The organism is Streptomyces sp. NPDC044719 (genome assembly GCF_056433405.1).
This window is the reverse complement of record NZ_JBWKHE010000001.1, coordinates 951,580-977,716: the sequence shown is the minus strand read 5'-3', so window position 1 is coordinate 977,716 and position 26,137 is coordinate 951,580. Positions and strand designations below refer to the sequence as shown.

Genomic DNA, 26,137 nt, shown 5'->3' with positions numbered 1-26,137 from the left:
AGCGGCTGCTCGTCACCTACGGTACGGCCGGCTGATCGACGGTCTGGGCCTGGGCACCGTCGCCCCCTACGTCGGGGCCATCACCGCCCTGTCTCTCCCGACGCCGGGCCCGCTCCATCAACTGCCGCACCATCCCGACCAGTTCGGCGGGCTCGAAGGGTTTGGCGAGGAAGGCGTCGACACCGACTTCGAGCCCGGCCTCGACCTCGTGCTGGGTACAGGCACTGATGATGGCGAGGGGCAGGTCACGGGTCAGCGGATCGGTCCGCAGCCGAGCGGCGGTCCTCAGCCCGTCCAGCCGGGGCATGACGACATCGAGGGTCACGACATCGGGCCGCACCTGATGAATGACATCAAGGCACTCGGCACCATCGGCCGCGGTCACGACCTCCAGCCCCTCCAGCTCGAGGTTGACCCTGATCAACTGCCGGATGACCTTGTTGTCGTCCACAACAAGCACCCGACCCGACGCGCCTGGCACAACTCGAGAGTAGGTCGGCCCCCGCCACCGCGTCCGGGTTTTCCCCACTTCCACCCCGCACGGGCGACCCGCACACCCGCCCCCGGCAGCGGAAACCCGTTGATGACCACCCCGAGGGAGCTGGTAGTGTTCTACCCGTCGCCGCGAGCAATCGCGCCGGACACGCCCCCGTAGCTCAGGGGATAGAGCAACGGCCTCCGGAGCCGTGTGCGCAGGTTCGAATCCTGCCGGGGGCACTTCGCTATCGGTCAGCGTCATCAGGCAGTTGATCAGCGTAGTGCCTTGCACGAAGAGCGGGACCCAGTGGGACTGGGGCCCGCTCTTCATCGTTGTCGGGTTCAGTCCGCCTGGCGCTGCGCGAAGCGGCGACGTGCCGCTGTCGCGAGCAGGGCCGTGCCCGCGCAGCCGACCAGGAGGGTTGCCCACTCCGGTACGTGGGCCGCCCGCAACAGGCCGGAGACGCCGAAGCTCGTGTTCCAGCCGGCCTCCGTGATGGCGGAGCCGAAGCCCTGGACGGTCAGGATGGCGCCGAAGAGCCAGAGCGAGCCTTGACCTGAGCCGGCGTTCGAATTCTTGGGCTGCTGCTTCGGCATGACGGGTCCCCTCCGAGCGAATGCGGTTTTTCCGATGCGGTCGCATCACATCGTGCAGTGTCAGCGGTTACGATGCAACCGCATCGGAACATGGGAGGAGTGGAGCTTGCCCCGGCAGGTCGACTACGAGGAGCGGCGGTTGCGGATCGCCGAGGCGGTCTGTGCCCTGATCGCGCGTTCCGGGATGGAGACCGTGAGCCTCCGGGACGTCGCCACCGAGGCGGGGGTGTCCATGGGGGCCGTCCAGCGGTGCTTCCGCACCAAGGAGGACATGATGCTCTTCGCGCTGGAGCACGTCTCGCAGCGCGTCAGTGAACGCGCCGAACAGCGCATCGCCGCGGCCTCCTCCCCGCAAGCAGCGTCCACGTTGCTGTCACACACCCTGGCCGAACTCGCCTTGCTGGACGAGACGTCGAAGACTGAGGCGCATGTCTGGCTGGCCTTCGTCAGCCGGGCCCCGGCCGGCGAGCGACTGCCCGCCGTCCTGCGCGACACCTACGGCAAGCTCCATGACCTCATCGTGTGGCTCATCCGCTACGGCCAGGACACCCAGGAGGTCCCAGAACACCTCGACGCCGTCCAGGAGGCACACGCTCTTCTCGCCGTGGCCGACGGACTCACCGTCCATGTCCTCGCCGGGCACCACTCCCCCGAGGTCGCACTGGCTGTCCTCCAGCGCCACGTCGACCGTCTGCTGCGGTGAGGGTCGTATGGGCGCTGGAGGGCCGTCTGGGGCTTTCCATCACTTTCGCCCCATACGCACCGTTGTTCTACCGTAGATAGGAACGACGCTGCTCATACCCCCGCACCCAGTCATCGAGGTGACGGTCATGACGGAGACCACTCAGCGCAGAAACACCGCTCCCGGCACCAGGACGGGAAAGCAGGACGGGGCCACGGCACCGCAGGGCGGCGGCGGGGGCAGCGCTCCCCCCGAGGCCCGTGGAAGCACCGCGATCGCGGACACGGTCGTGGCGAAGGTCGCGGGCATGGCCGCCCGGGAGATTCCGGAGGTTCACAACCTCGGTGGAGGGATGACCAGGGCCTTCGGGGCCGTGCGCCAGCGCGTGCCCGGTGGGGGCAGCGGGGTCACCCAGGGGGTGAAGGTGGAGGTCGGTGAGCGCCAGGCCGCCGTGGATCTCGATCTCGTCGTCGAGTACGGGGCCGCCATCGCCGACACCGCGGCGGATGTCCGGACCAACGTCGTCAACGCGGTGGAGCGGATGACCGGTCTGGAGGTCGTGGAGGTCAACATCGCCGTCGACGACGTACATCTGCCGGACGAGGAGGAGAGCGAGCCCGAGCAGCAGGAGGGGCAGCGGCGCGTGGCCTGAGAGAGGCGTGCCGGTTCTTCCCCCTCTCCCTTCCGTTCCTCCTTCCGTTCCCCCTTCCGTTCCCCCTTCCGTTCCTCCTTCCGTTCCCCCTTCCGTTCCTCTCGGTTCAGTTTCCCTTCCGGGGTGTCGCACTCGTGGCGCCCCGGAAGTCGTAGCCGTGCCGCAGTGTAAGCGTTTACCGGTGCCCATCTCCCCTGTCCGTCAGTATTGACGGTCCATCGGGCCAGTGCTTCCATCACGGATGTGAAAGCGCTTAACCCCGCGTTCGAACCGTCGGCACCCGAAGGAGGCAGAGTTGTCATGGGCATGAGGGTTACCGCGACAGTCCTGGCCGTCTGCGCCACGCTCACCGTCGCCGGTGCGAGTCCCGCCCCGTCGGTGAAGGCCGCACGTGTGATGGAGGACCTCGGCCGCGGGGTCGTGGCGGTGCGGGCAGGCAGTGGCCAGGTTCTCGTCTCCTGGCGGCTGCTGGGGCTCGACCCCGAGGGCATCGGGTTCAACGTGTACCGGTCCACGGCGGGCGGCGCGTACGTCAGGCTCAACTCCGGTGTGCTGACCGGCGGGACGAACTACACCGACGCCACGGCCGATCTGACGCGTGCCAACAGCTACCGCGTGACCCCGGTCGTCGGCGGCCGGGAGCAGGCGCCCAGCGATGCCTTCACGCTGACGGCCGGCCACGCCGTGGAGCCCGTGGTGCGGGTGCCGTTACGGTCCGGGGGCGCGGTGAAGTTCGTGTGGGTCGGCGACCTCGACGGCGACGGAGAGTACGACTACGTCGTCGACCGGCAGACCTCCCCGCAGAAGCTGGAGGCGTACAGCGGCGACGGCGACTTCCTGTGGGAGGTCGATCTGGGGCCGAACAGCCGGAACCAGGACAACATCGAGCCGGGGTCGTCCGCGATCGACGTGGGCCACTGGGACGGCGTCACGGTCTACGACTTCGACAGCGACGGCCGCGCGGAGGTCGCCCTGCGGGTCGCCGACGGGGTCAGGTTCGGCGACGGGACGACCTGGACGCACGAGGACGACGCGCGCCAGTTCATGGCCGTGCTCGACGGCCGGACCGGGGCGCTCCGAAACTGGTCCGCCGTACCGACGACCTATCTGGCCGACGGCCCGATGGCCGCGCGGCTCGGGGTGGCGTATCTCAACGGCGCGACGCCCAGTCTGGTCGCCTACATGAAGAACCGGCGCGACGACGGGGCCTTCAACCTGATGACGGTCGCCTGGAAGTTCGACGGTGACTCACTGGACCGCCAGTGGACGTGGCAGCGCGGCGGCCAGGACGCGCCCGACGGGCACAACACCCGTGCCGTCGACGTCGACGGCGACGGCACGGACGAGGTCGCCGAGATCGGGTTCGTCCTCAACGGGAACGGTTCGCTGCGCTACTCCATGGGCCCGCGGGGCATCATCCACGGCGATCGCTTCCACATCGCCGACATGGACCCCGGCCGTCCTGGCCTGGAGGGCTACGGCGTGCAGCAGGACAACCCGAGCGGGCTGCTGGAGTACTACTACGACGCCGCGAACGGCAACGTGATCTGGCGGCACGGCGGCGGCCCCGGCGACGTGGGGCGCGGTATGGCGGGCGATGTCGACCCGCGCTTCGCCGGTATGGAGGTCTGGTCCTTCTCCGGCCTGTACAACGCGCCCACGAACCGGCTCACCGAGCCGGACACCTCGCTGCGCCCCTGGCCGCAGCTCGGGCTGTGGTGGGACGGGGACCTCACCATGGAACTGCTCAACGACGGCAAGATCGAGAAGTGGGATCCGGCCCGTCCGTCGCCGAGCGGCAGCCTGCCCCGGCTGGTCAGCACCTGGAACCACGGCGCGGTCAAGGCGGCCCAGGGCGGTCCCACCCTCGTCGGCGACATTCTCGGCGACTGGCGCGAGGAGGCCGTGTACACCAACGCGTCCTACGACGAGCTGATCATCTTCACCACGAACCAGCCGACGGACCACCGGCTGTACACCCTGGCCCACAATCCCGCCTACCGGAACGCCATGACGTTCAAGGGCTACATGCAGTCCCACCACGTCGACTACTTCCTCGGAGCCGGCATGAGCAGGCCGCCGCGGCCTGACATCGTGTACGCGCCATGAGGCGGTCAGGCCGTGCGTTTGCGTGAGGTCGACTTCTTCGAGGTCGTCTTCTTCGCGGTGCTCTTCGCCGCCGACTTCTTCGTGCCCTGGCCCGACTGCCCCGACTTCGCCGTGGATTTCTTGGCCGCTGTGGTCTTCTTGGCCGCCGTCTTCTTCGCCGCCGACGTCGACTTCTTGCCGCCGGTCTGCTTGGGGGCCGCGCGGGCCGTCTTGCGCTGCGGGAGCGACTTGACCTCGGCGTGGTCGTCGGCCTCCTCGCCGCGCGACTCGCGGGCCGCGCGGACGCTGCTCTCCAGGGCCGCCATCAGGTCCAGGACCTTGCCGCCCGTCGCCGGTTCCGGGGCCTGGCGCGGGGTCTCGCCGGCGGCCTTCGCGGCGATGACCTCCTCCACGGCCTCGCGGTACTCGTCGTGCAGATCCGCCAGGTCGACCTCGCCCAGGGTGTCCATCAGGGCGTCCGCCAGGTCCAGTTCCTGGTCGCGGACCGTGACGTTCGTGTCGGGGGCCACGCCCTCGGGGGCGCGGACCTCGTCCGGCCACAGCAGACCGTGCATCGCGATGGCCTCGCCGACCACCCGGAGCATGCCGAGGCGTTCCCGGCCGCGCAGGGCGAACTTCGCGATCGCCACCTTGTTGCTGCGCTTCAGGGCCTCGCGGAGGAGGGTGTACGGCTTCGCCGCCGGGGCGCCGCTCGCCTGGAGGTAGTACGCGGCGTCCATCTGGAGCGGATCGATCCGGTCGCCCGGGACGAAGGCGACGATCTCGATCGTCTTGGCGGTGGGGATGGGCAGGCTGGAGAGGTCCTCCTCGGTGATCGGGATGATCGTGCCGTCCGCGTCCTCGTAGCCCTTGCCGATCTCCGCCTGGGTGACCTCGCGGTCCTCCAGCTCGCAGAACTTGCGGTAGCGGACGCGGCCGCCGTCCTCGGTGTGGATCTGGCGGAAGGAGATCGAGTGGCTCTCGGTGGCGTTCACCAGCTTGATCGGGATGCTGACCAGCCCGAACGAGATGGCGCCGTTCCAGATGGATCTCACGTGCAGCACCCTTCCGGTCACTCTCGGGAGTGTTCGTCCTGGTTCGCGTGGGATTCTTATCGTATGGCGCCTATCACAGTGGTGGAGGGGCGACGGCTCGCGCTCAGCAATCTGGAGAAGGTGCTGTATCCCGCCACCGGCTTCACCAAAGGCGAGGTGCTGCACTACTACGCGACCGTCGCCGAGGTCCTGCTGCCCCATCTGCGGGACCGTGCGGTGTCCTTCCTGCGGTATCCGGACGGGCCGGACGGGCAGGTCTTCTTCGCGAAGAACGTGCCGCCGGGTACGCCCGAGTGGGTCACCACCGCCGAGGTACCGCGGGTCGAGGGACCCTCGCGGATGGTCCTGGTGCAGGACCTGCCGAGCCTGATGTGGGCGGCCAACCTCGTCACCGAGTTCCACACCCACCAGTGGCTCGTCGACACGCCGGACGAGGCCGACCGGATCGTCTTCGACCTCGATCCGGGGGCGCCGGCGAGCATCGTGCAGTGCTGCGAGGTCGCGCTGTGGCTGCGGGAACGGCTCGCGGACGACGGCATCGAGGCCTACGCCAAGACCTCCGGCTCGAAGGGGCTGCATCTGCTGGCCGCCGTGCGCGGGGCCTCGTCCGAGCGCGTCTCCGAGTACGCCAAGGAACTGGCGGTCGAGGCGGAGAAGGCCATGCCCCGCCTGGCCCTCCACCGGATGACCCGGAGTCTGCGCTCCGGGAAGGTCTTCGTCGACTGGAGCCAGAACGCCGCGCGCAAGACCACCGCGACCCCCTACACCCTCCGGGCCCGCCCCGAGCCGACCGTCTCGGCCCCCGTGACCTGGGAGGAGATCGAGCAGTGCGAGGCACCCGGCCGGCTGGACTTCGACGCGCGGGATCTCGCACCACGGGTGCGGGAACAGGGCGATCTGCTGGCTCCGCTGCTGGATCGGGAGCGGGCCGGGTCGCTTCCGTAGTCGTGCGGTCGCGGGTCGGGCCGGGTCGCTGCCATGGCCGTACCGTCGCGGATCGGGCCGGGGCGCTGCCGCGGGCGGGCGAGCGCAAAGCTGACCAGGTCGCTGCCATAGCCGTACGGTCGCGGGTCGGGCCAGGTCGCTGCCGCGGGCGGGCGAGCGCAAAGCTGACCAGGTCGCTGCCATAGCCGTACGGTCGCCAATCGGGCCGGGGCGCTGCCGCGGGCGGGCGAGCGCAAAGCTGACCAGGTCGCTGCCATAGCCGTACGGTCGCCAATCGGGCCGGGTCGCTGCCGCGGGCGGGCGAGCGCAAAGCTGACCAGGTCGCTGCCATAGCCGTACGGTCGCGGATCGGGCCAGGTCGCTGCCGCGGGCGGGCGAGCGCAAAGCGGACCGGGGCGCTGCCATAGCCATACGGTCGCGGATCGGGCCGGTTCGCTGCCGTAGCCGTACGGTCGGCCGGTCAGGCCGCTCGGTGTGGGCCGTGTGGGGGCGGCTTGTCGCCCGGTCGGTGGCCGGGGCGGACGTCGGCGGCGGTTGACCGGCCGGCCGGGGCGGCTCTCCAGGCGACTCGGGCCGTGTGCCCGTCTCGGTGTGTGGTCGCGCCCGGTCGGGGCGACCGCGTCCTCGCGGCCCGTGGCACCCTCACACCCTCGCCCAAGTCCTCCGGTCCCGGGCCATCGCGTACAGGGCCTCCACGTCCGCCGGTTTCAGGACGGCGCCCTGGGTGGCCAGGCTCTGGACGTCCGTGTCCGTCAGGATGCGGAGGTCACGCGGCGGGGCCTGGACCGACATCGTCGTGGGGCCCAGGAGGGCGAGTACCGGGTGGACCTCCGCCGTCAGGGCGTAGGAAGCGCGGTCGGCGTCGGTGCGGACTCGGCGGAGCGGGGGGTGCGGTTCGCGGCGGCCCAGGGTGACCATGGGGTCGGCGACCGTCACGCGGTGCCTGCGCGCGTACAGGCTGTGTACGGCGTACAGCCCGCCGGGGCCGATCAGCAGATGGTGGATGCGGCTGCCGCCGGGGAGCGGGACGGAGTGCAGGGCGTGCCAGCCCGCGCCGTCCAGGCGGTCCAGGGCGTCCCCGACGGCCTGCTCGGCCGCCAGGGCCCGGCGGCGCGGGTCGGGGCGGAGCCGGTGGGGCGGGCCGGGGTCGCGGTCGAGGGCGACGACGAGGGCCTCGCCGGGGCGGTTGGGGGCCAGGTCGTCGTCGGGGTGGAGCGCCAGGCGGGCGAGTTCGGCGGGGGTCGGCACCGGGGGCGGCCCCACCGTCACCGGGCCGGTGATGAAGGGTCCGAGGGCCCGGAGCACATCGTCCTCGCGGTCCGCGCCGAGGAGGTTGACCCGGGCCGCCTCACGGTCGTACCAGGCGACGTTCCTGCCGTCCGGGAGGCAGACGTACAGCCGTTCCTGGCCGTGTCGCCGGGCCGGTATGACGCGCAGTCCGTCCATGCACCATCACCCCCGACCATGGGAACAGGCGGGGTGCTGCGGGGGCAAGAACCCGGCTACCTTTGAGAGGAGTTGGGCAGGCCCCCGGGCGGCGATGGTGGGGAGGCTTCGTTGCGTACCCGCAGGAAACCCGATGTGCCGGCTCCGGAGAGCCCGTGGAGCGAGGTGGTCCCCGGACTGTGGATGGGCGGCCACGAGTACACGGGCACCCTGGGCCACCCGGAGTTCGTCGTCGTACGCGACGAGTTCGACCTCGTGCAGACGCTGCTGCGGCTGCCGGGACACGGCCCCGATCCGGGCGTCCGGCATCACGTCTGGCCCATTCCCGACGGACCGCTCGACGGGACGCAGCTCGCCGGGGTGATCCGACTGGCCGAGGCGGCGTGCGAGGCACTGGACGAGGGCCGCAGGGTCCTCGTTCGCTGTTACCACGGGTACAACCGCTCAGGACTCGTCGTCGCGCACGCGCTGATGCGCCGGGGCGACTCCGCCGAGACGGCGATCCGGCTGATCCGGGACCGCCGCTCGCCCTGGGCGCTGCACAACGAGCTGTTCGTCGAGTACCTGCGGGCCGGGCTGGCCACGGCCCGGCTGCTGGAGGAACTCACCGAGTAGGACGGCACAGAACCAGCACAGCACCCGGCCGGTGCGGCGGCAAACGGGCTCCCTCGCGCGCAAATGGGACTTCCGCGCGAATAAGGTGTACGGGGCCGGCGGGGTCGTGCCCGAGCCGTGTGTCACCCTCGAACCGCAGGAGTGCAGTGCCCCTCAGCCGTCCCGGAGGCCCTCTCGGAAGCCGACCCGTCCAAGCCGCCCGCCGCGCCATCGCCGGCTCCCGCCGCGCCATCGCCGGCTCCCGCCGCGCCATCGCCAGCTCCCGGCGCGCCATCGTCGGCTCCCGCCGCGCCATCGTCGTTCCCCGCCGCTCCGTCGTCGCCGCCCGCCGCGCCATCGTCGTCGCCCTCCTGCTGGCGACCGCCGCGGGCTGCGGGGACGCCGGAGGGCTCGAGGGCGCCGGGGCGACGCCGACGGCGGTCGGTCCGGCCCGGCTCTGGCCGGAGCAGACCCCCGCGTCCAGCCCGGCCTTCGAGATCGGCGAGGTGAACACCGAGGTGGTCAAGGGCGTCAACGTCCCCGCCGGTGACGACATCCGCGGCGTGGACCCGGTCGACGTCGTCCGGGCCGAGATCGCCGCGAGCCCGGGCGACTACGAGGGCGGCAAGGCCCCGTACCGCGACACGGCCGGCCGTATGACCGGCTGCGGCAAGGGCCCCGGGCACGGAAAGTGCCCGGTCCTCAAGCCGTACTACCGGGACCTGACCGGCGACGGGCGCGACGATCTGACGTTGGGCTTCCGGCTGCTGCCCGGCAAGACGACCGCGGTGCGCGTCTACACCGTGGAGAAGCACCGGCTGGTGCAGGTGATGTCGTGGGAGGACGCGCTGAGCGGGGTGGAACTGGCCGGGCGTTCCCTGGTCATCCGCTCGCCGTCCGAGGTGGCGGGGTACGAGTACCGACTCCAGTGGACCTGGGACCGGGACCAGCGGGCCATGCTCCTGACCCACGACGAGATGCTGCGCACCGGCCCGCGGAAGCACTCCCGCCACCCGTCCGCCTCCCCCTCGGCGAGCACCGGATGAGACCCACGCTCCCCCAGTGGTCGGGGACGCTCGCCGTGAAGGCCGCCGCCTTCATCACGGTGATGTGCTGCGCGCTGGCCGCCCTGCTCGGCGTCCTGGTGCATGTGCAGGTGACCGACCAGACCGTCGGCCAGGCCCGTGACCAGGCGTTGCAGCGGCTGGAGCAGGCGACGGAGCGGTATGAGGCCGGGGACCCGCTGCGGCGGGGCGCCGCACTGGATCCCCCGGAGCTGCCCCGGAAGTTGCGGGATCTCGCGGTGGCCGGCGACCGGGGCACGATGGTGGCCGACCGCGAGGGGCGCCCCACGATGTGGGCGGCGGGGCCGGCCGACGGCGGACGCGCCCTGGCCGTGGCGGTGGACTACTCGCAGCAGGCGCGGACCATCGCGGGCCTGGACCGGGCGATCCTGTGGTCGTCGGGCCTGGCGATCGGGGCGACACTGCTGGTCGGCGCGTTCGCGGTGACGCGGGTGACGCGGCGGCTGCACACCACGGCGCGGGTGGCCCGGCGGATCAGCGCGGGCGACCTGGACGCACGCGTGAACGATCCCCGTACCGCCGCGCGAGCGGACCTGCCCGCCAGGGTTCCGGCGCGCCCGCAGGACGAGGTGGCCGCGGTCGCCGCCGCGCTGGACTCCATGGCGTCGTCGCTGCAGGGCAAGCTGCTGGCCGAGCAGCGGTTCACGGCGGACGTGGCCCATGAGCTGCGCACGCCGTTGACCGGGCTGCACGCGGCGGCCGAACTGCTGCCGCCGGGACGCCCGACGGAGCTGGTGCGGGACCGGGTCGCGGCACTGCGCACGCTCACCGAGGACCTGCTGGAGATCTCCCGGCTGGACACCAGGCGGGAGCGGCTGGAGCTGGACACGGAGCGGTTGGGGCCGTTGGCCGAGCGGGCGGTGCGGGCCGCGGGGAACGGCACGGAGGTCAGGGTCGTACGGGACGTGTCCGTGGAGACGGACCGGCGGCGGCTGGAGCGGGTGCTCGGGAATCTCGTGGCCAACGCGCACAAGCACGGCCGGGGGCCGGTCGTACTGACCGTGGACGGGCCGGTGGTGACGGTTCGCGATCACGGGGACGGTTTTCCGGAGTACCTGGTGGCGCACGGTCCGCAGCGATTCCGTACGGAGGGCGGGGCCAGGGGGCACGGGCTGGGGCTGACCATCGCGCTGGGGCAGGCCGAGGTGCTGGGCGCGCGGCTGGGGTTCGCGAACGCGCCGGAAGGCGGGGCGGTGGCGACGCTGAGACTGGCGGCAGAGGCGCACTAGAGGCCGGGGCTGCGGATCATCGGCGTCCGCGCGTCCCCTGTGGCCGGTCGCGCGGTTCCCCGCGCCCCTTCCAGGCGCGCCCCAGCGGCCTTCCTCCTATGGCCCACTGTGACGGGCGGGCCGCAGGGGGCGCTCCTAATGTGGCGATTAGTCAGCTTCGGTCCTTCCGCCCCCACATGGAGGTACTCCCCATGTCTCTGCGCTCCCGCCTCTCCATAGCCACCGCCGCCGCACTCCTCGCCGCCGCTGTCGCCGTGACGCCCGCCGCCGCGGACGACGAGTGGGACACGACGGGTGACACCACGATGGGCGCCGGCACGATGGGCGCCGGCACGATGGGCGGCGACGGACACCACCGCCACGACGACGACCGGCGCTTCACCAGAGGCATCGTCACGGCGAACACGCTGGCGCTGCGCAGCGCCCCGAACCGCGGCTCGCGGATCATCCGGTTCGCCCACCGGGGCGACATCGTCAAGATCTTCTGCAAGACCCCCGGCCAGACCGTGCAGGGCAATCCGCTCTGGTACCTCCTGGCGGACGGCACCTGGGCCTGGGGCTCGGCCCGCTTCATCGACAACATCGGCCCCGCGCCACGCTGGTGCTGACACTCCGTCACCCAAACACACACAAGACTCACCGTTTGGGTAGGTTCCGGACATGAGCAAGGCCGGAATCACCGTGGCGACGGCGGACCCGCCCGCGCCCGCCGTCCGCCCCCTCCCCCAGCGCCGTGGCATCGAGCTCGCCCTCATCGTCGTGGCCGTACTGCTGTCCGTGTACGGCTACTGCGACGTGGGCCTCGCCCAGCACGGCACCCTCCCGCCCGGTGCCGCCGGCTACGGCGCCGGACTGGGCGTCCTCGCGCTGCTGGCGCATCTGGCGGTGCGGCTGCGGGCCCCCCACGCCGACCCCCTCCTCCTCCCCATCGGCGTGCTGCTCAACGGGCTCGGCCTGGTGCTCATCTACCGGCTCGACCTGGAGACCCCGGGCGACCGGGCGGCACCGGCCCAGCTGGTGTGGTCGACGCTGGGCGTGACGCTGTTCATCCTGGTCGTCCTGCTTCTGCGCGACCACCGGGTGCTCCAGCGCTACACCTACGTCTGTGTCGTCGCCGTGCTCGTCCTGCTCACCCTGCCGATCCTGTTCCCGGCGGTGAACGGGGCCCGCATCTGGATCCGGATCGCCGGGTTCTCGATCCAGCCGGGCGAGTTCGCGAAGGTGCTGCTGGCGGTGTTCTTCGCCGCGTACCTGGCCGCGAACCGCAACGCCCTCGCGTACACCGGCCGCCGCGTCTGGAAGTTCCAGTTCCCCACCGGCCGGGTGCTCGGCCCGATCGTCGCCGTCTGGCTGGTGAGCGTCGGCGTGCTGATCCTGGAGCGGGACCTCGGTACGTCGCTGCTCTTCTTCGGCCTGTTCGTCGTCCTCCTCTACGTCGCCACGGGCCGCACCGGCTGGATCGCCGTCGGGTTGCTGCTGGCGGCGCTGGGCGCGGCCGCCGTCGGCCGGCTCGAGCCGCATGTGCACAGCAGGATCGAGACATGGCTGCACCCGTTCGCCTCGGTCGAGGCGGGCGAAGGCCCGAACCAGCTCGCCCAGTCCCTGTTCGCCTTCGCGGAGGGCGGCTTTCTCGGCACGGGCCTCGGACTGGGCCACTCCGTCCTCATCGGCTTCGCCGTGAAATCGGACTTCATCCTGGCCACGGCGGGCGAGGAACTGGGCCTGGCGGGCCTGTCGGCCATCTTCGTCCTCTACGGCCTGCTGGTGGAGCGCGGGTTCCGGGCGGGCCTCGCGCTGCGGGAGCCCTTCGGGCGGTTGCTGGCGGTGGGGCTCGCCTCGCTCGTGGCGCTCCAGGTGTTCGTGATCGCGGGCGGGGTGACCGGCCTGATCCCGCTGACCGGCATGGCGATGCCGTTCCTGGCGCAGGGCGGCTCGTCGGTGGTCACCAACTGGGCGATCGTCGCGCTGCTGGTACGGGTGAGCGACTCGGCCCGGCGTCAGCACGACGTGCAGGAGACCCCATGACCCGGCACATCCGGCACGCCGGCCTCTTCTGCGCCCTGCTGCTGGTGGCCCTGCTGCTGAACGCCGCCCGCGTCCAGGTCGTCCAGGCCCCGCTGTACGAGGGCCACCCCGCCAACCGCCGCCCGGAGATCGCCCGTTACGAGCAGCCGCGCGGGAACATCCTGGTCGGCGGCAGGCCGATCACCGGCTCGCAGGACACCCGAGAGCATCTGCGCTACGAGCGGACCTACGCGGACGGCCCGATGTACGCGCCGGTCACCGGCTTCGCCTCCCAGCTGTACGGCACGACGCTCCTGGAGCACACCGAGGACGGCGTCCTGTCCGGCTCGCACCCGATGCTCGCGCCGTTCCCGCTGTGGAACGACTTCACGCGTGCGCGCAACGCCGGCGGGGACGTCGTGACGACACTCGCCCCGGCGGCACAACGGGCCGCGTACCAGGGGCTCGCCGGGCGCAAGGGCGCGGTGGCGGCCCTGGAGCCGTCGACCGGCCGGATCCTGGCCCTGGTGTCCGCCCCGTCCTACGACCCCCAGCCGCTGTCCGGGAACGGAGCGGCGGCGGCCCGGGCCTGGAAGCGGCTGAACGCCGACCGGGACCGGCCGATGCTCAACCGGGCGGTACGGCAGACGTATCCGCCGGGTTCGACCTTCAAGATCGTCACCTTGGCCGCCGCGCTGGACGCCGGTCTGGTCCCGGACCTCGACAAGCCGACCGACTCCCCCGACCCCTACCGGCTGCCCAGTACGAGGACGCGACTGTCGAACTATGCCAAGGGCTGCGCGGACGCCTCCGTGCGCGAGGCGTTCGTCTTCTCCTGCAACACGGTGTTCGCCCAACTGGGCGTGGAGGTGGGCGTGCCGGGCATGACGGCGGCGGCCCGGGCCTTCGGCTTCAACGACACGGCGCTCCGTATCCCCTTCTCAGTGGCACGGTCCACCTTCGACACCTCCCTCGACAAGGCACAGCTCGCGCTGTCGTCGATCGGCCAGTACAACACCCGCGCCACCCCACTGCAGATGGCGATGGTGGCGGCGGCCGTGGCGAACGGCGGACAGGTACGGGAGCCTTATCTGGTGGAGCGTACGACCCGTCCTGGCGGCAGCACGCTGGCGACCGCCGGCTCGCGCGCGATCCGCCAGGCGATGTCCCCCGCGACCGCGGCGCGGCTGCGCGGGCTGATGCGGGGCGTGGTCAAGGGGGGCACGGGACGCAACGCCGCGATCCGCGGTGCCACCGTGGGCGGCAAGACCGGCACCGCCCAGCACGGCATCGGCAACTCCGGCACGCCGTACGCCTGGTTCGTCTCCTGGGCGCAGGGCGATCGCGATCTGCAGCCGCGGGTGGCGGTCGCGGTCGTCGTGGAGGACGCGGACGCGGACCGCGGGGAGATCAGCGGGGGCGGCGACGCGGCGCCGATCGCGCGGGCGGTGATGGAGGCGGTCCTGAAGTCCCGGGACCGGCTGCCCGGCTCCTGAGACGGCCCTACCGCGAGGGCAGGCTGCCGACCTAGCGTTCGGTCATGACTTCTGCCGCGGCCTTCGAACTCGCACAGGTCAACATCGCCCGCCTCAAGGCCCCCCTGGACTCCCCGCAGTTGAAGGACTTCGTCGACGCCCTGGACCCCGTGAACGCGGACGCCGACACCGCCGAGGGTTTCGTGTGGCGGTTGCAGGACGAGTCCGGCGACGCGACGAACGTGCCCGTCTTCGGTGACTCCTGGCTGATCGTCAACATGTCGGTGTGGCGGGACACGGACGCGCTCACGGCGTTCATGTACCAGGGCAGGCACCGGGAGATGCTCGCCCGCCGTCGCGAGTGGTTCGAGCGGGTCCAGGAGGCGATGGTGGCGATGTGGTGGGTCCCGGCGGGCCACCGCCCGACCGTGGCCGAGGCCGAATCCCGCCTCCTCCACCTCCGCACCCATGGTCCGACCCCGTACGCCTTCACCCTGCGGACGTCGTACCCGCCCCAGGGGGCCACGCCGCTGCTGGGCGATGTGCCGGAAGGGCTCGGCTGCTCGGTCTAGCGGCGGCGGTCGATGGCGGTGAGGTCGATGTCGAGAGGAAACGGGACGGTGAGTTCGAGCTTGTCGTGGAAGATGCCGTTGGGGACGTACGCCCTGGTTGCCGGGTCGAGTTCGTAGACGTAGACAACGGGAAGGCCACCGATCTCCTCGACCCGCCAATAGTGGCGGATGCCGGCCTTGGCGTACTTCCGGGGCTTCAGTTCGCGGTCGCGCTCCTCGGAGTCCTCGGACACGATCTCGACGGCGAGGATGACGTCATCGGGATGGACTCGCGTCTTCCGGGGACCTCTGTCCGCGTCGGCCCTGATCACCATCACGTCGGGCTCCGGTCGATCCCGCTCGCTGAGCTTGACGGTGAACTCCCGGAAGACATCCAAGTCGTCCGGGACCTGATCCAGCAGGCGGTGCTCCAGCAGACGCAGGACGCGCATGTGGAACTCGGTCTGTGGACTCATGAGGACAAGACTCCCGTCGATCAGCTCCGTGTGCGGAGGCAGGTTGGGAAGCTCGTCGAGGTCGTCCGCCGTCCAGCCGCCCTCGGGCGGACGAGGCCACTCGTAGTCGTCGTCCAGCCCGTAGTCACGCGCGGCGCTCATGATTGCTCCCATGTGCCGGAGTCTGCCTGGCACAGCCAGCGTACCCAGGGGAATATGCCGATTCATCGGTCGAACGAGTGATCAGCCATCGAGCCGTTGACCGGCTTCGATCGCCCCCTCCACCTCCGCGACCCGCTCCCGCTCCTCCACCGCGAACCGCTCGGCGTCCAGCTTCTCGGCGATCTCCTCGTCCTGGGACATCAGCAGGTCGAGGTTGGAGTCGCCCATGTCCAGCACGCCCATGTCGACGTAGGCCTGCTGGAGGCGTTTTCCCCACAGGCCGATGTCCTTGACGCAGGGGACGATGCGGCTGAAGAGGAGTTTGCGGAAGAGGGCGAGGAACTCGGACTGCTCGCTGCAGGCCTCGGCCTCGGCCTTCGGGATGCCGAAGTTCTCGAGCACCTCCACGCCCCGCAGCCGGTCGCGCATGAGGTAGCAGCCCTCGATGACGAACTCCTCGCGCTCGCGGAGCTCGGCGTCGGTGAGCTGCCGGTAGTAGTCCCTGAGCGCCATCCGCCCGAAGGCCACGTGCCGGGCCTCGTCCTGCATGACGTACGCGAGGATCTGCTTGGGCAGCGGCTTGTCCGTGGTGTCCCTGATCATGCCGAAGGCGGCCAGCGCCAGGCCCTCGATCAGTACCTGCATGCCCAGGTACGGCATGTCCCAGCGGGAGTCCCGCAGCGTGTCGCCCAGCAGGGACTGGAGATTGTCGTTGATCGGGTACAGCAGCCCGACCTTCTCGTGCAGGAACCGGCCGTAGATCTCGGCGTGCCGGGCCTCGTCCATCGCCTGGGTCGCCGAGTAGAACTTCGCGTCCAGGTCAGGGACGGACTCGACGATCCGCGCGGCACAGATCATCGCGCCCTGCTCACCGTGCAGAAACTGGCTGAACTGCCAGGAGGCGTAGTGCAGGCGCAGCTCCCCCTTGTCCTTCTCCGTCAGCTTCGCCCAGTGCCTGGTCCCGTAGAGGGACATCGCCTCATCCGGAGTCCCCAGCGGATCGTAAGGATCCACCTCCAGCTCCCAGTCGATCCGCCGCTGGCCGTCCCACTGCTTGTCCTTGCCCTTCTGATAGAGGGCCAGAAGCCGGTCACGGCCGCGGTCGTACTCCCAGTCGAAACGGGCCGCGCCGCTCGCCGGCACCTGCCACACGGACTCTTCCGGTTCCTCGGCGTACAGGTCGAAGGTCGGCATGCCTCGCAGGTTCCTACGTGGTAGACGCCGCGTCAACAAGTCACGCACAGGGGATTGACGAGCTTGCTGACACGCAGTCTCATAAAGGGGACAGTGACGTGTGCACAACGAGGTGGGCAGCCATGACGACCCTGACGGAAGCCGACGCGCTCGACGGCCTGCGCGACGCCCTCGGCCTGCTCAAGGACCGGGAGCAGGTGGCCCAGCGGCTGCTCGACTCCTCCGCCAAGCACTCCTTCGACCCGGACAAGGAACTGGACTGGGACGCGCCCTTCGAGGAGGGAAAGTGGTTCTGGCCCCCTGAGCTGGTCTCTCTCTACGACACCCCGCTCTGGAAGCGCATGGGCGAGGAGCAGCGCATCCTGCTCTCCCAGCACGAGGCGGCGGCCCTAGCCTCCCTGGGCATCTGGTTCGAGATCATCCTCATGCAGCTCCTCGTCCGCCACATCTACGACAAGGCCGCGACCAGCGCACACGTCCGCTACGCGCTCACCGAGATCGAGGACGAGTGCCGCCACTCCAAGATGTTCGCCCGCCTGATCTCCCACGGCGACACACCCTGGTACCCGGTCAGCCGCACCCACCAGCACCTGGGCCGCCTGTTCAAGACCATCTCCACCACCCCCGGCTCCTTCACGGCCACCCTCCTCGGCGAGGAGGTCCTCGACTGGATGCAACGCCTGACGTTCCCCGACGAGCGCGTCCAGCCCTTGATCCGGGGCGTCACCCGCATCCACGTCGTGGAGGAGGCCCGCCACGTCCGCTACGCCCGCGAGGAACTCCGCCGCCAGATGGTGACGGCCCCGAAGTGGTCCCAGGAGTTCACCCGGGTCACCTCCGGCGAGTTCGCCCGGGTCTTCTCGGTGGCGTTCGTGAACCCGGACGTCTACACGAACGTCGGCCTCGACAAGCGCGAGGCCCTCGCCCAGGTCAGGGCCAGCGGACATCGCCGGGAGGTCATGCAGAACGGCTCGAAGCGCCTGACGGACTTCCTGGACGACATCGGAGTGCTGCGGGGAGTGGGCCGCCGCCTGTGGAAGTCCTCGGGCCTGCTGGCGTAGCGCGCTGGCGGGGAGCCGAACGCTCCCGCACCCGCCGGCTCACGGAAGGGGACGTGTCGGGGGGTGTCCGCCCGCAGCGGTTGTCGCGTCAACGAACAGCCAGTCGGTTCGCAACCCCATCGCGACGTTCCGAGGACGGACACCCCCCGACACGTCCCCGACCCACACCCGGCGAGACGGCGCCACGCGCACCCCCACCAACCCCCGCAGGCCGCCGCAGGCACCCCACCCCCGGCCCCCCGGCTACGCTGCGAGTCATGACACCAGCCGCCGCCACCCCCGCCTACCGGCGACTCAGCGTCGAGGAACGCCGCAGCCAGCTGCTCACCTCCGCGCTGTCGCTCTTCGCGCACCGCGCCCCGGAGGACGTGTCCCTGGACGACGTGGCGGAGGCGGCGGGAGTGTCCCGCCCCCTGGTGTACCGGTACTTCCCCGGCGGCAAGCAGCAGCTCTACGAGGCCGCCCTCCGCTCCGCCGCCGACGAGCTCCGAACCTGCTTCGACGAACCCCGCGAGGGCCCCCTCCTCCCCCGCCTCTCCCGCGCCCTCGACCGCTACCTCGCCTTCGTCGACCAGCACGACACCGGCTTCAGCGCCCTCCTCCAGGGTGGCAGCGTCGTGGAGACCTCACGGACCACCGCCATCGTCGACGGCGTACGCCGCGCCGCCGCCGCGCACATCGTCAGCCACCTGGAGGTCACCACCCCGGGCCCCCGCCTGCGCATGACCATCCGCATGTGGATCACGGCCGTGGAGGCCTCGTCGCTCATCTGGCTGGACGAGGACAAGCAGCCCCCCGCCGAGGACCTCCGCGACTGGCTCGTCGAGCAGTTCGTGGCCATGCTGTCGGTGACCGCCCGCCGGGACCCGCAGACCGACGCCCTGGTCCAGACCCTCGCCGAGGATGTCTGACACTGATCTGGTGAAGAGCGAAGACACCCCCTTCGAGGGCGGCCCCATGGACGGCAGGGTCCTGCCCGTCCTGCTCGGCATCACCGGCCACCCGCCCAAGACGTACCGCATCCCCGTCCCGGACCCGGCCGGCGGCCCGCCCACCGTGCTCGTCTACCGCCGCGTCCCCCGAGGACCGGGCACGGTCGGCCTGACCAACCGCTGGAAGTACGAGTACGCCCCCGAGGGCGTCCCGCCCCGGCGGCTCACATGGCCCTGGTCGAAGCCACACGCCACGCCGCCCGGCAAGCGGGACGACGCCGACGGGTGACCCTGTTGCGCCGAACCGCGCAGGCTTACCGCACACACCGCCCCACACCCCTCATCCTCACGATGTCCGGTGGCCGAAGGGCCGCCCCCACATCGGAGGTGATGGCATGTCAGGAACCCTTCCGCGTCTGGCCTGTACGGCGGCGATGGCAGCAGCAACCATCCTCGCCCCCGCTCCCACCCCGGCCACAGCAGCCCCGAAACCCGACCCCGGACCACCCCCCGCCTCCCTCGCCTACCTCCTGACGGACCTTCAGACCCTCTACCGCAAGGCCGAACAGGCCACCGAGGCCTACAACGCCACCGAGGAGAAGCTGAAGAAACAGCGCGCCGAGACCGACCGCCTGAACCGCGCCCTGGCCCGTACCCGGCTCTCCCTCCACGACAGCCGGAGCGAGGTCGGCCGCCTGGCCCGCCAGCAGTACCAGAGCAGCACCGACATCTCTCCGTACGTACGGATCCTCCTGGCCCGCGACCCCCAGCACGCGATCGACCAGGGTCATGTGATCGCCCGGATCGCACGGGACCGGGCCGGCACCATCAAACGACTGACCGGCGACGAGCGAAAGGCCGACGACCTGGCCCGCAAGGCCCGCAAGGCACTCGACGCGCAGCTCGCCCTCACCGAGCGGCGGAAGAAGGAACGGGACCAGGTCGTCAAACGGCTGCACGACGTCGAGGACCTGCTCGCCACCCTCAGCCGCGACCAACTGGCCGCTCTCGCCGAGTTCGAGAGGAACGGGATCACGAAGGCCCAGAGGAAATTCATGGCGTCCGGCGCGCTCAGCAGCGTCCGCAAACCGTCAGCGGAGGGCGACCGAGCCCTGCGCTACGTCCTCCGGCAGCTCGGCAAGCCGTACAAGTGGGGCGCGGAGGGCCCGAAGTCGTACGACTGCTCTGGCCTGACCTCACAGGCCTGGGCGGAGGCCGGGGCGCCCATCCCCCGGACCAGCCAGGAGCAGTGGAAGCGGCTGAAGCGCATCCCGCTCGCCGAGCTGCGCCCGGGGGATCTGGTCGTGTACTTCCCCGAGGCCACGCACGTGGCGATGTACCTCGGCGACGGCATGGTCGTACAGGCACCCCGCCCGGGCGCGAAGGTGAAGGTGTCACCGATCGCGGCCAACCCGCTCCTGGGCGCCGTACGCCCGGACCCGGCCGGGAAGCCCCTGCGGCGGTACGCGCCGCCGAAGCTCCCCAAGGGCGCCACGGACGGGTCGGACGACGGGTACGACGGGTAAGACGGCTACGCGGCGCCCGCTCCCGACACCTCGACGAGGTAGGCCTGGGCCTTGTCCGGCTCGTAGAAGAAGTTCTCGAAGCCGGCCGGGTCGTTGAAGCCGTTGGCGAAGCGGTCGGCGACCGGCTGGAGCTCACCGGCGGCGCCGATCAGGTTCAGGATGTGCTCCGGCGGCGGCGCGAGCATCGCGTTGGTCCACTTGGTGACGTGCTGGGCGGTGTCCCAGTAGCGGTCGAAGGTGGCCCGCATCCACTCCTCGTCGAACGGCTTGTCACCGTGCTCGACGATCGAGGAGAGGTACGCGGCGGCGCACTTGGACGCCGAGTTGGAGCCCTGCCCGGTGATCGGGTCGTTCGCGACGACGACGTCCGCCACGCCCAGCACGAGCCCGCCGCCGGGGAGCCGGCCGATCGGGTTGCGGACGGTGGGGGCGTAGCGCCCGGCCAGCGTGCCGCCCGCGTCGGTCAGCTCGACCTTGGTGGCCCGCGCGTACTCCCAGGGGACGTACCGCTCCATGAGTTCCAGGGTCAGGGAGAGGTGCTCCGCCGGGTCCTTGACGCCGCTGAAGGCGTCGAGCGGGCCGCCGGGTATGCCCTCCCAGAACAGGATGTCGGCGCGGCCGGAGGTGGTCAGAGTGGGCATGACGAACAGCTCGCCGACGCCCGGCACGAGGTTGCAGCGGACCCCTTCGGTGTCCGGGTGCTCGGGGCGCGGGCCCAGACCGTGGACGTACGACACGGCCAGCGCGCGCTGCGGCTCGCTGTAGGGGGAGCGCTCCGCGTCCCGGCCGAACATCTGGACCAGCTCGCCCTTGCCGGCCGCGACCAGCACCAGGTCGTACGTGCGGGAGAAGTAGTCGAGGTCGCCGACGGCCGCGCCGTGGATGACGAGCTGGCCGCCGCGCTGCGCGAAGGTCTCCATCCAGCCGGCCATCTTCACGCGCTGGTCGACCGACTGCGCGTACCCGTCGAGCCTGCCCAGCCAGTCGATCGCACGCGCCGCGGGGCCCTCGGCCCAGGAGCCGGGGGCGGCGACCGAGACGCCGAGTCCTTCGATCTTCGGGGCCTGGGACTCCCAGAAGTTCAGCTGGAGATCGCGCTCGTGCTGCAGTGCCGTGTGGAACATGCACTGCGTCGACATGACCCGGCCGGTACGGATCTCGTCCGCCGTCCGGTTGGACATCAGGGTGACCTCGTACCCCTGTGACTGGAGGCCGAGAGCTATCTGGAGCCCGGACTGACCGGCTCCGACGACGAGTATCTTCCGCATGCGGGGCTGTCCTCTACTCGGGGGTTTCGTCGAGCGCGTGGCCCACCAGGGCCAGGAGGGTCTCGATCACGGAGATCCGGCGACGCGCGTCCATGATCATGACAGGTATGTGTCGCGGGATGGTCAAGGCCTCCCGCACATCCTCCGGCTCGAACAGCTCGCTGTCGTCGAAGTGGTTGACCGCGACCACGTACGGCAGTCCTGAGCTCTCGAAGTAGTCCAGGACCGGGAAGCAGTCCTTCAGCCGCCGTGTGTCGGCCATGACGACCGCGCCGATCGCGCCGCGCACGATGTCGTCCCACATGAACCAGAACCGCTGCTGGCCCGGCGTGCCGAACAGGTAGAGCACCAGGTCGTCGTCGAGCGTGAGGCGCCCGAAGTCCATGGCCACGGTGGTGGTGGTCTTGCCCGGTGTGTCGGTGAGGTCGTCGGTGGCCTCGCTCGCCTCGGTCATCAGCGCCTCGGTCTGCAGGGGCGTGATCTCCGAGACGGCGGTGACCAGGGTGGTCTTGCCCACGCCGAAACCGCCCGCCACCACGATCTTCGTGGCGATGGGTGCGCGGGTACGGTCCGTCTCCCAGGCGTGCATGCTCGCGTCGGGCTGAACGAACGGGGAGGTTGCGGAGACGCCGTGAGCGGCGTCAGAGACGACGGAGTCCACTCAGCACCCTTTCCAGCAGAGCTCGGTCCGGGCGGCCCGTGCCGTGGCCGGTTCCCGTTCCGTACACACGAATCTTTCCCTGGTCCGCGAGGTCGCTGAGGAGCACGCGGACCACGCCGAGCGGCATCTTCAGCAGCGCGGCGATCTCGGCCACCGTACGCATCCGGCGGCACAGTTCGACGATGGCCTGGAGCTCCGGCATCACGCGGGTGGAGAGGGAGCCGTTGGTCAGTTCCCGGCGCTCCTCCGGGGCCTCCAGCGCGGCAGTGCTCGCCACGAACGTCTCCACGAGGAGGACGTGGCCGAACCGGGTGCGGCCGCCGGTGAGCGAGTAGGGGCGGACCCGGGCCGGTTTGCGGGCACCGCCGCGGACCGGGAGGTGATGCTTCGGCGTACTGCTCATCGGGCACTCCCCGTCGTCTGGGACCGCTCCAGGGAACTACGGAGCTCGCTGCGGAGTTCGGGCGTCAGGACATGGCCGGCGCGGCCGACGAACAGGGCCATGTGGTACGCCACCACGCTCATGTCGCACTCCGCGGAGCCGTGGACGCCGAGCAGCGAACCGTCGCTGATCGACATGACGAACAGGCTGCCCTCGTCCATCGCGACCATCGTGTGCCTGACCCCGCCGAAGTCCATCAGCTTGGCGGCGCCGACGGTGAGGCTGCCGATGCCGGAGACGATGGTGGCCAGGTCGGCGGCTGAGCCGCGCGGGCCGGTCCGCTTGGTTCCGCGGGCCTGCAGGGCTTCCCTGGCCTGCCGGTTGCGGTGGTCGTCGGAGGAGAGCAGGAGCAGTCCGTCGGAGGAGACGACCGCGACCGAGAGGATGCCGGGTACCTCCTCGACGAGGTTGGTCAGCAGCCAGTGCAGGTTGCGGGCCTCACTGCTCAGCCCGATCAGTCCGAAGGTACTGGGAGCGGTCAACTACTTGCCTCCTCGGCTGTGCCCCCCGTGGCTTCTTCGGATTCAGCTGGTCCTGATGTGCCGGTGACCGGCCGCTTGTGCGAGGCCGTCTGCTCGGCGATCTCCGCCTCCACCTCGCGGTAGCCGGCCTGGGCGCCCTGGCGGAAGCCGCCGAGGCGGCGGCGGAGGGCCGCGGCGTCCACGGAACCGGTCCGCTGGCGCGGAGCCTGGGCCTGGGCGGTGATCTTGGGAGTGCGCTTGGGGAGACCCTTGTCGGTGACGCGTTCGTGCTCCGCGTCGACCTCGGCCTCGCCCTCGGCGTGTTCGCTCTCACCCGCACCCCCCGTGCGGGTTTCGTGGTCGAGTGCGGGCGGCCCCTGCGGGGCGGAATCGCCGTCGGCGGCCGCGGACTCGTGCTGCGTCGGCTCCGGTTCCCCCTCCGGCACCGGAAGCAGCAGCTCCATCGTGGTCTCGGCAGGGGTTTCCCGAGGTGCCATCAGCACCTCGGACTCCATCGGCACCTCGGATTCAACCGGAGCCTCGGACTCGACCGGAGCCTCGGACTCGACCGGAGCCTCGACATCGGCCGGTGCGCCGGCTTCCGCCGGCTCCGGGTGCTCGGCGGCCTCCGCCGCCTCGTCCCGCCGTACCGCCTTCTCCGCCAGCGCCACCAAGGGGTCCCCACCGCCGGCGCGGCCGTGCAGGACGTTGGAGTTGGCCTCGGCGTCGGCGCCCGGGAAGGAGACGGTGTGGGTCGTGGCGGAGAGCGGGCCGGAGGCCGGGACGGCCGCGTGCGGGGCGGCCGCGAGGAGGGCGCGGGGCAGGACGACGACCGCCGCGACACCGCCCTGCTTCTGCTCGCGCAACTGCACCCGCACCCCGTGCCGGTGGGCGAGGCGGGCCACGACGTACAGGCCGAGGCCGAGACCGTCCTCGCCCTCCTGGTCGTAAGGCGCCTCCGGGTCGAAGTCGGCGAGGCGGGAGTTCAGGCGCTCCAGCCGATCCTCGGTCATGCCGATGCCCTCGTCCTGGACGGAGAGCATGACCTCGCCGTTCTCCAGCAGCCAGCCGGAGACCTCGACGGGCAGGTCGGGCGGCGAGAACGACGTGGCGTTCTCCATGAGTTCGGCCAGCAGGTGGGACAGGTCGTCCGCGGCGAACCCGGCTATGTGCGCGTGCGGCGGCAGGGCGGCGATACGGACCCGCTCGTACCGCTCGATCTCGCTCACCGCGGCACGGACGATGTCCACGAGCGGCACGGGCCCGGCGGCGTGCTGGACGTGCTCGGTGCCGGCGAGGACCAGCAGGTTCTCGCTGTGCCGGCGCATGACCGTCGCGAAGTGGTCCAGCTTGAACAGGGTGGCGAGCCGGTCGGGGTCCTGCTCGCGCTCCTCCAGGTTCTCGATGACCGCGAGTTGCCGCTCGACCAGTCCGAGGGTGCGCAGCGCGAGGTTGACGAACGTACCGCCGATGGCCGTGCGCACCCGCTCCAGCTGGGCGACGGACTCGGCGAGTTCGCCGCGCAGTTCCTCGCGGGCGTCGGCCATCTTCTGGCGCTGGCCGACGAGGTGCTTGCGGTCGGACTCCAGCGTGGTGATCCGCTCTGTCAGGGCGGCCGCGTGCGCGTGCAGGGCATTGACGGAGCGGATGACCTGGGCGAACTCGTCGTTGCGGCCGGTGAACTTGACCGGTTCCTCGGCCGCCGGGTCCTCGGCCTCGGCGAGGCGCTTCGACCCCAGCCGCAGGACCGCCAGGGGCCGGGTGAGGCTGCGGGCCATGCCCGTGGCGACGCCGACGGCGAGCAGCATGAGGGCGCCGAGGACGGCGATGCGGATCTCCAGCGCGGTGACGTCGTCGTCGCGCAGCGCCTCGAGGTCCTTGGTGCTCCGGTCGAAGAGGGCGGACTCCACGCCGCGCATCAGGTCGACCCGGGCCGAGAGTGCCGCGTCCAGTTTCTTCGGGTTGGCGGCGAAGTCGCCGCCGCTGAGCGTCGGCTGGTCGGTGAGGGTGGCGAGGTACTTCTCGGCGGAGTTGACCTCGGTGCCGGTGACCGTGGAGTCGAACGAGGTGCGGGCCGTCTTGGGCGCGGTGTCGCGGAAGTCGGCCAGTGCCGCGTCGGAGCGCAGCCGGGCCTGCTGGGCGGCGGCGCTCAGGGCGTCGCGCTGCCGGGCGTCGGCGTCGGAGGAGGTCTCGGTCGGCAGGCCGGTGACCGGGTCGATCGTCTCGGTGCCGCGCGGCACGCTGAGGGCGGCGAGCAGCAGCCCGCGGGCCGCGGCGGCCTGCTGGACGGCGGAGTCCAGTTCGGCCCGGGCGTAGGCGCCGGAGCCCGCGCGGGGCGGCGTCTGCTGCGCGAGCTGCTCGGCGAGCCGGTGGAGTTGGGTGATGGCGGTGGAGTACGCCTGGTGCGCTTCGAGCGCGTTGCTCTTGCCGGTGAGCGCCGCCCGGCGGACGGCCGCGATGTCGTCGAGGTCCGAGCGGAGCGAGGCGGGCGTGTCGGTGTCGGCCCGCAACTCCTCGACCTGCCGGTCCACACGGGCGCTGCGCTGCTCGGAGGGCGCCTTGGCCTTGGGGCGGCCGGCCGCTATGTAGGAGGTGACGTCGTCCCGCTCGTCGGCGAGGGAGTGCGCGAGCCCGAGGGCGTCCTGTGTCTGCTCCGCGAGCGTCACCAGCTCCTGCGAGTCATGGAGTTGCCCGGAGGCGGCCAGGACGGACGGGGTGCCGGCACCGGCGATGGCCGCTGCGACCACGGCCACGGCCACGATGAGCCGGTTGCGTACATGCGTGGCGCGGCCCCTGCCGGTGGAGGGCGTCGGCTCAGTGTCCTGAGCGGGGGCCGTCTGCTTGCCTGTACGACGAGGCCGCGTCTTCTGCACCGGTGCTCGCATTCCTGACTCGTGAACCCATGGGCCCGGGTGACGTTCCGTCAACTGGCGCGCACTCCCGGTACGCTTCCCGACCCTCCCAGCGCCGGTGGGCAGCGCACGCGCATCACCTGACCCGCCACCCGAAGGAGTGAACCCCGGACGAGAGTTGAGGGGCAAGTTCCGCTGACCGTTGCAGCGGCCTTGTGCGGCACGCCGGTTGGACGTCGGCGG

At 71.1% G+C, this 26,137-nt stretch carries 26 protein-coding genes and 1 tRNA gene; 16 read left to right on the top strand and 11 right to left on the bottom strand.

Annotated elements, in window-relative coordinates:
- Nucleotides 1-16 precede the first annotated feature (16 nt).
- A complete protein-coding gene (locus AC07DF_RS04640) occupies nucleotides 17-529 on the bottom strand; it encodes a response regulator (protein WP_478966862.1) in 513 nt (170 codons plus the stop codon).
- A 116-nt stretch (nucleotides 530-645) separates the two neighbouring features.
- Between AC07DF_RS04640 and AC07DF_RS04635 the strand changes: the two genes are divergently transcribed.
- Nucleotides 646-717 (top strand) — tRNA-Arg (locus tag AC07DF_RS04635).
- A 102-nt stretch (nucleotides 718-819) separates the two neighbouring features.
- Here AC07DF_RS04635 and AC07DF_RS04630 read toward each other — a convergent pair.
- A complete protein-coding gene (locus tag AC07DF_RS04630) occupies nucleotides 820-1,074 on the bottom strand; it encodes a hypothetical protein (RefSeq protein ID WP_478966860.1) in 255 nt (84 codons plus the stop codon).
- A gap of 106 nt (nucleotides 1,075-1,180) precedes the next feature.
- On the opposite strand from AC07DF_RS04630, the gene AC07DF_RS04625 reads away from it, so the two are divergent.
- The 3 genes from AC07DF_RS04625 to AC07DF_RS04615 all read left to right on the top strand — a co-directional run bounded on the left by AC07DF_RS04625 (nucleotide 1,181) and on the right by AC07DF_RS04615 (nucleotide 4,517).
- Nucleotides 1,181-1,777, top strand: a complete 597-nt coding sequence (locus AC07DF_RS04625; RefSeq protein ID WP_478966858.1) for a TetR/AcrR family transcriptional regulator — start codon at nucleotides 1,181-1,183, stop codon at nucleotides 1,775-1,777.
- A gap of 127 nt (nucleotides 1,778-1,904) precedes the next feature.
- Nucleotides 1,905-2,408, top strand: coding sequence for an Asp23/Gls24 family envelope stress response protein (locus AC07DF_RS04620; RefSeq protein ID WP_478966856.1), 504 nt, complete (start codon nucleotides 1,905-1,907; stop codon nucleotides 2,406-2,408).
- A 300-nt stretch (nucleotides 2,409-2,708) separates the two neighbouring features.
- Nucleotides 2,709-4,517, top strand: coding sequence for a rhamnogalacturonan lyase family protein (locus AC07DF_RS04615; protein ID WP_478966854.1), 1,809 nt, complete (start codon nucleotides 2,709-2,711; stop codon nucleotides 4,515-4,517).
- Nucleotides 4,518-4,522: 5 nt separating this feature from the next.
- Here AC07DF_RS04615 and ku read toward each other — a convergent pair whose 3' ends face one another.
- On the bottom strand, nucleotides 4,523-5,551 hold the full coding sequence (ku, locus tag AC07DF_RS04610; protein ID WP_478966851.1) for a non-homologous end joining protein Ku: 1,029 nt from the start codon (nucleotides 5,549-5,551) through the stop codon (nucleotides 4,523-4,525).
- A gap of 63 nt (nucleotides 5,552-5,614) precedes the next feature.
- On the opposite strand from ku, the gene ligD reads away from it, so the two are divergent.
- Nucleotides 5,615-6,496 carry a non-homologous end-joining DNA ligase gene (gene ligD, locus AC07DF_RS04605; protein WP_478966849.1) on the top strand — a complete coding sequence of 294 codons (882 nt, stop codon included), beginning with the start codon at nucleotides 5,615-5,617 and terminating at the stop codon, nucleotides 6,494-6,496.
- A 642-nt stretch (nucleotides 6,497-7,138) separates the two neighbouring features.
- Here ligD and AC07DF_RS04600 read toward each other — a convergent pair.
- A complete protein-coding gene (locus AC07DF_RS04600; protein ID WP_478966847.1) occupies nucleotides 7,139-7,942 on the bottom strand; it encodes a nuclease-related domain-containing protein in 804 nt (267 codons plus the stop codon).
- A 111-nt stretch (nucleotides 7,943-8,053) separates the two neighbouring features.
- Here AC07DF_RS04600 and AC07DF_RS04595 point away from each other — a divergent pair, with 111 nt between their 5' ends.
- The 7 genes from AC07DF_RS04595 to AC07DF_RS04565 all read left to right on the top strand — a co-directional run bounded on the left by AC07DF_RS04595 (nucleotide 8,054) and on the right by AC07DF_RS04565 (nucleotide 14,901).
- Nucleotides 8,054-8,557 (top strand): protein-tyrosine phosphatase family protein, encoded by a 504-nt coding sequence (locus AC07DF_RS04595; RefSeq protein WP_399024257.1) that lies wholly within the window; start codon nucleotides 8,054-8,056, stop codon nucleotides 8,555-8,557.
- 293 nt (nucleotides 8,558-8,850) lie between these two features.
- Nucleotides 8,851-9,582 (top strand): hypothetical protein, encoded by a 732-nt coding sequence (locus tag AC07DF_RS04590; protein ID WP_478967593.1) that lies wholly within the window; start codon nucleotides 8,851-8,853, stop codon nucleotides 9,580-9,582.
- Nucleotides 9,579-10,850 carry an ATP-binding protein gene (locus AC07DF_RS04585; protein ID WP_478966845.1) on the top strand — a complete coding sequence of 424 codons (1,272 nt, stop codon included), beginning with the start codon at nucleotides 9,579-9,581 and terminating at the stop codon, nucleotides 10,848-10,850. Before AC07DF_RS04590 ends, AC07DF_RS04585 begins: the two co-directional genes overlap by 4 nt.
- A gap of 191 nt (nucleotides 10,851-11,041) precedes the next feature.
- Nucleotides 11,042-11,458 carry an SH3 domain-containing protein gene (locus AC07DF_RS04580; protein ID WP_478966843.1) on the top strand — a complete coding sequence of 139 codons (417 nt, stop codon included), beginning with the start codon at nucleotides 11,042-11,044 and terminating at the stop codon, nucleotides 11,456-11,458.
- A gap of 52 nt (nucleotides 11,459-11,510) precedes the next feature.
- Nucleotides 11,511-12,875 carry an FtsW/RodA/SpoVE family cell cycle protein gene (locus tag AC07DF_RS04575; protein ID WP_478966841.1) on the top strand — a complete coding sequence of 455 codons (1,365 nt, stop codon included), beginning with the start codon at nucleotides 11,511-11,513 and terminating at the stop codon, nucleotides 12,873-12,875.
- The gene (locus AC07DF_RS04570; RefSeq protein WP_478966839.1) at nucleotides 12,872-14,350 is read left to right on the top strand and encodes a penicillin-binding transpeptidase domain-containing protein; all 1,479 of its coding nucleotides are present in this window, start codon (nucleotides 12,872-12,874) and stop codon (nucleotides 14,348-14,350) included. The genes AC07DF_RS04575 and AC07DF_RS04570 overlap by 4 nt, the downstream gene beginning before the upstream one ends.
- Nucleotides 14,351-14,394: 44 nt before the next feature.
- Nucleotides 14,395-14,901 (top strand): DUF3291 domain-containing protein, encoded by a 507-nt coding sequence (locus AC07DF_RS04565; RefSeq protein ID WP_478966837.1) that lies wholly within the window; start codon nucleotides 14,395-14,397, stop codon nucleotides 14,899-14,901.
- On the opposite strand, the gene AC07DF_RS04560 is transcribed toward AC07DF_RS04565, so the two are convergent.
- Entirely contained in the window at nucleotides 14,898-15,497 is a 600-nt protein-coding gene (locus AC07DF_RS04560; RefSeq protein WP_478966836.1) for a Uma2 family endonuclease, read from the bottom strand. The genes AC07DF_RS04565 and AC07DF_RS04560 overlap by 4 nt on opposite strands.
- 81 nt (nucleotides 15,498-15,578) lie before the next feature.
- Nucleotides 15,579-16,691, bottom strand: coding sequence for a ferritin-like domain-containing protein (locus AC07DF_RS04555; RefSeq protein WP_478966834.1), 1,113 nt, complete (start codon nucleotides 16,689-16,691; stop codon nucleotides 15,579-15,581).
- Nucleotides 16,692-16,813: 122 nt separating this feature from the next.
- On the opposite strand from AC07DF_RS04555, the gene AC07DF_RS04550 reads away from it, so the two are divergent.
- The 4 genes from AC07DF_RS04550 to AC07DF_RS04535 all read left to right on the top strand — a co-directional run bounded on the left by AC07DF_RS04550 (nucleotide 16,814) and on the right by AC07DF_RS04535 (nucleotide 20,210).
- Nucleotides 16,814-17,752, top strand: coding sequence for an AurF N-oxygenase family protein (locus AC07DF_RS04550; RefSeq protein ID WP_478966832.1), 939 nt, complete (start codon nucleotides 16,814-16,816; stop codon nucleotides 17,750-17,752).
- 257 nt (nucleotides 17,753-18,009) lie between these two features.
- A complete protein-coding gene (locus tag AC07DF_RS04545; protein ID WP_478966830.1) occupies nucleotides 18,010-18,663 on the top strand; it encodes a TetR/AcrR family transcriptional regulator in 654 nt (217 codons plus the stop codon).
- Nucleotides 18,656-18,973, top strand: coding sequence for a hypothetical protein (locus AC07DF_RS04540; RefSeq protein ID WP_478966829.1), 318 nt, complete (start codon nucleotides 18,656-18,658; stop codon nucleotides 18,971-18,973). The genes AC07DF_RS04545 and AC07DF_RS04540 overlap by 8 nt, the downstream gene beginning before the upstream one ends.
- 106 nt (nucleotides 18,974-19,079) lie before the next feature.
- Nucleotides 19,080-20,210 carry a C40 family peptidase gene (locus tag AC07DF_RS04535; protein ID WP_478966827.1) on the top strand — a complete coding sequence of 377 codons (1,131 nt, stop codon included), beginning with the start codon at nucleotides 19,080-19,082 and terminating at the stop codon, nucleotides 20,208-20,210.
- A gap of 5 nt (nucleotides 20,211-20,215) precedes the next feature.
- Here the strand turns inward: AC07DF_RS04535 and AC07DF_RS04530 are convergent, their stop codons facing one another.
- Genes AC07DF_RS04530 through AC07DF_RS04510 form a run of 5 tightly spaced genes read right to left on the bottom strand, consistent with a single transcriptional unit; the run spans nucleotide 20,216 to nucleotide 25,927 of the window.
- A complete protein-coding gene (locus AC07DF_RS04530) occupies nucleotides 20,216-21,478 on the bottom strand; it encodes a styrene monooxygenase/indole monooxygenase family protein (RefSeq protein WP_478966825.1) in 1,263 nt (420 codons plus the stop codon).
- A 13-nt stretch (nucleotides 21,479-21,491) separates the two neighbouring features.
- Nucleotides 21,492-22,139, bottom strand: a complete 648-nt coding sequence (locus tag AC07DF_RS04525) for a GTP-binding protein (protein ID WP_382490635.1) — start codon at nucleotides 22,137-22,139, stop codon at nucleotides 21,492-21,494.
- Nucleotides 22,120-22,542, bottom strand: a complete 423-nt coding sequence (locus AC07DF_RS04520) for a DUF742 domain-containing protein (RefSeq protein WP_478966823.1) — start codon at nucleotides 22,540-22,542, stop codon at nucleotides 22,120-22,122. Before AC07DF_RS04520 ends, AC07DF_RS04525 begins: the two co-directional genes overlap by 20 nt.
- A complete protein-coding gene (locus AC07DF_RS04515) occupies nucleotides 22,539-23,063 on the bottom strand; it encodes a roadblock/LC7 domain-containing protein (RefSeq protein WP_184590512.1) in 525 nt (174 codons plus the stop codon). The genes AC07DF_RS04520 and AC07DF_RS04515 overlap by 4 nt, the downstream gene beginning before the upstream one ends.
- A complete protein-coding gene (locus AC07DF_RS04510) occupies nucleotides 23,060-25,927 on the bottom strand; it encodes a sensor histidine kinase (RefSeq protein ID WP_478966821.1) in 2,868 nt (955 codons plus the stop codon). The genes AC07DF_RS04515 and AC07DF_RS04510 overlap by 4 nt, the downstream gene beginning before the upstream one ends.
- Between the last annotated feature and the right edge of the window lie 210 nt (nucleotides 25,928-26,137).

Excerpts from the sequence above, each read along its gene's own strand:
- AC07DF_RS04540 (WP_478966829.1), top strand. The coding sequence starts at position 18,656 with ATGTCTGACACTGATCTGGTGAAGAGCGAAGACACCCCCTTCGAGGGC.
- AC07DF_RS04600 (WP_478966847.1), bottom strand. The coding sequence starts at position 7,942 with ATGGACGGACTGCGCGTCATACCGGCCCGGCGACACGGCCAGGAACGG.
- AC07DF_RS04575 (WP_478966841.1), top strand. The coding sequence starts at position 11,511 with ATGAGCAAGGCCGGAATCACCGTGGCGACGGCGGACCCGCCCGCGCCC.
- AC07DF_RS04520 (WP_478966823.1), bottom strand. The coding sequence starts at position 22,542 with ATGAGCAGTACGCCGAAGCATCACCTCCCGGTCCGCGGCGGTGCCCGC.
- AC07DF_RS04550 (WP_478966832.1), top strand. The coding sequence starts at position 16,814 with ATGACGACCCTGACGGAAGCCGACGCGCTCGACGGCCTGCGCGACGCC.
- AC07DF_RS04615 (WP_478966854.1), top strand. The coding sequence starts at position 2,709 with ATGGGCATGAGGGTTACCGCGACAGTCCTGGCCGTCTGCGCCACGCTC.
- AC07DF_RS04530 (WP_478966825.1), bottom strand. The coding sequence starts at position 21,478 with ATGCGGAAGATACTCGTCGTCGGAGCCGGTCAGTCCGGGCTCCAGATA.
- AC07DF_RS04555 (WP_478966834.1), bottom strand. The coding sequence starts at position 16,691 with ATGCCGACCTTCGACCTGTACGCCGAGGAACCGGAAGAGTCCGTGTGG.
- AC07DF_RS04560 (WP_478966836.1), bottom strand. The coding sequence starts at position 15,497 with ATGAGCGCCGCGCGTGACTACGGGCTGGACGACGACTACGAGTGGCCT.
- AC07DF_RS04565 (WP_478966837.1), top strand. The coding sequence starts at position 14,395 with ATGACTTCTGCCGCGGCCTTCGAACTCGCACAGGTCAACATCGCCCGC.
- AC07DF_RS04535 (WP_478966827.1), top strand. The coding sequence starts at position 19,080 with ATGTCAGGAACCCTTCCGCGTCTGGCCTGTACGGCGGCGATGGCAGCA.
- AC07DF_RS04580 (WP_478966843.1), top strand. The coding sequence starts at position 11,042 with ATGTCTCTGCGCTCCCGCCTCTCCATAGCCACCGCCGCCGCACTCCTC.
- AC07DF_RS04545 (WP_478966830.1), top strand. The coding sequence starts at position 18,010 with ATGACACCAGCCGCCGCCACCCCCGCCTACCGGCGACTCAGCGTCGAG.
- AC07DF_RS04630 (WP_478966860.1), bottom strand. The coding sequence starts at position 1,074 with ATGCCGAAGCAGCAGCCCAAGAATTCGAACGCCGGCTCAGGTCAAGGC.
- ligD (WP_478966849.1), top strand. The coding sequence starts at position 5,615 with ATGGCGCCTATCACAGTGGTGGAGGGGCGACGGCTCGCGCTCAGCAAT.
- AC07DF_RS04585 (WP_478966845.1), top strand. The coding sequence starts at position 9,579 with ATGAGACCCACGCTCCCCCAGTGGTCGGGGACGCTCGCCGTGAAGGCC.
- AC07DF_RS04510 (WP_478966821.1), bottom strand. The coding sequence starts at position 25,927 with ATGCGAGCACCGGTGCAGAAGACGCGGCCTCGTCGTACAGGCAAGCAG.
- AC07DF_RS04620 (WP_478966856.1), top strand. The coding sequence starts at position 1,905 with ATGACGGAGACCACTCAGCGCAGAAACACCGCTCCCGGCACCAGGACG.
- AC07DF_RS04570 (WP_478966839.1), top strand. The coding sequence starts at position 12,872 with ATGACCCGGCACATCCGGCACGCCGGCCTCTTCTGCGCCCTGCTGCTG.